This window comes from Nitrosomonas europaea (assembly GCF_900167395.1).
Lineage (GTDB): Bacteria > Pseudomonadota > Gammaproteobacteria > Burkholderiales > Nitrosomonadaceae > Nitrosomonas > Nitrosomonas europaea.
On sequence record NZ_FUWK01000081.1, the window covers coordinates 1 to 1,679 of the forward strand.

Consider the following 1,679-nt stretch of genomic DNA (forward strand, 5'->3'; position numbering starts at 1 on the left):
CTCTCAACCAGATATGACCGTAAAGCTATTTACTTCTCCGCCTTCATACATCTGGCTGCAGCAACTTTATGGCTTTAAATGTCGATTCGACCTAGTGTTTTAGATCATGATCGCAACCTAAATATGCTTAAGGAGATGTTGTGGAAGTAGTAATATTTTTCGTTATTGCAATTGTTGCCGCGTTCATCTTCATGATGAAACGAGGGGTGAAGGTTGTTCAGGCTTATGTCGTATACCTCGCTGCAAGAAGCGAAGGAGAAATTGAGGCCGAAGCAAATGATATCGCGTTAAGAATAGACACTCATAGCGCAGGAGATTTGAATGATGCTATGTACATGTTTTGCAGCCACTGTTATGGCGGTAGGCAATTAGCAATAATGTCGAGCGCCAGACTTGATGGCTTCAAAGACTGGTGTGTGGGTCGCTAACTTTCCAATCCATCGGACCGATAAAAGCTACACTTTTGCCGTTCAGTGATTTCCACGTTAGGCCGCAATCGGATTTTTCACCACACAGCATTCTAATCAGGATATCCAATGTCTGGAAATAAAGCACTCTCTATTGAGTGTATAGGTTCTTGACATTGTAGGCTGCGTTTTACCAAGGATAACGGGTAGCACACCAGTACAACATGTATCAAAGACAAGCTTATAAGTTGGTTTTGGCGCTCCTACGGTAGTACATGGTGAAATTTCTCAAGAGGCAAATGATTTTTGTGCCAAGAAAAACAAAAAGTGGAAATAGTTAACACGACAACCACACATCTCGTATTGGGAAGACCAAGGCCAGCTATCTTAAAGTTTGACTGGATCGACAAAGAAAAGCAAAGCCATTTTTAATAGCATAATTAATTTACGTTTGGCTTCATACAGCAAACGTTTCGTTGCGCAGCTGTTCTTGCACCAACTACTTACTACTTATGAAAATAAAATACATCCTTACGATCTTCGTAGCAGCAGCTTTGCCGCTAGTTTCGAGCGCAATGACGCCACGTGATGGTTTCAGGAACGGCATTATAGGCACAGCTTTTGTTTCTAACGGAGGGTCTTCGACGTATGAATACAAAGTCCTGCTTGATTACCGTGTTCACGGAAGGCATCGCGTTGAGCTCAAATTTGTGGAACGAAGCAATTATGAAGAGCCTTCCTTGGACGCTGCAGAAGAGGCTGAAACTGTGATGGTTAACTGCACACGCCGCACTTACACCACTTCCGATTGGCTCAAAGGAAACGACAACAACTATGGGTACAAGCAATATCAAAATGGCGATGCGATCAGTTGGGAAGACAAATCTGAGAAAGCGTATGCAAACTATGGGAACGGATGGATGCTGCCGTTGTACCTAAAAATGATTTGCGATTCGCTGTAGATGTGATGCTCTTGCTGGGCTGCGGCTTGAGCTCAAACGTTAGATCATAATGAATTTCCAAACAATGGTCATGGCAGATATCATTGCAAGCATTGCAGCAGCGATTGCGTTTGGTTCTGCGGCAGTATCTGTCTTTGCCATATATATACCGTGGAAGAATGTACACGATAGCGAAATATTCAAAGAAGCTATTCACGCTTTGGAGCGTGCTTATGAAGTGTAGTAGTTGAGATCTGATCTGACAGTTACCCGATTTGACGAGTGCCTGTTAGATCAGATTCAGTTATTCAATTCGGTAATTTTATCGTCC

Annotated in this window: 3 protein-coding genes and 1 pseudogene; all 4 read left to right on the forward strand. The window is 42.9% G+C overall.

Going from position 1 to position 1,679, the window contains the following annotated elements; genetic code table 11:
- Positions 1 to 78 (forward strand): annotated as a pseudogene (locus B5D58_RS13795) (IS5-like element ISNeu3 family transposase); the annotation flags it as partial.
- Positions 79 to 140: 62 nt separating this feature from the next.
- Positions 141 to 428 carry a hypothetical protein gene (locus B5D58_RS13455; protein ID WP_041356883.1) on the forward strand — a complete coding sequence of 96 codons (288 nt, stop codon included), beginning with the start codon at positions 141 to 143 and terminating at the stop codon, positions 426 to 428.
- A 491-nt stretch (positions 429 to 919) separates the two neighbouring features.
- Positions 920 to 1,369, forward strand: coding sequence for a hypothetical protein (locus B5D58_RS13460; protein ID WP_041356882.1), 450 nt, complete (start codon positions 920 to 922; stop codon positions 1,367 to 1,369).
- 70 nt (positions 1,370 to 1,439) lie between these two features.
- The gene (locus tag B5D58_RS13940; RefSeq protein WP_158297479.1) at positions 1,440 to 1,592 is read left to right on the forward strand and encodes a hypothetical protein; all 153 of its coding nucleotides are present in this window, start codon (positions 1,440 to 1,442) and stop codon (positions 1,590 to 1,592) included.
- Positions 1,593 to 1,679: the final 87 nt, after the last annotated feature.

Excerpts from the sequence above, each read along its gene's own strand:
- B5D58_RS13460 (WP_041356882.1), top strand. The coding sequence starts at position 920 with ATGAAAATAAAATACATCCTTACGATCTTCGTAGCAGCAGCTTTGCCG.
- B5D58_RS13940 (WP_158297479.1), top strand. The coding sequence starts at position 1,440 with ATGGCAGATATCATTGCAAGCATTGCAGCAGCGATTGCGTTTGGTTCT.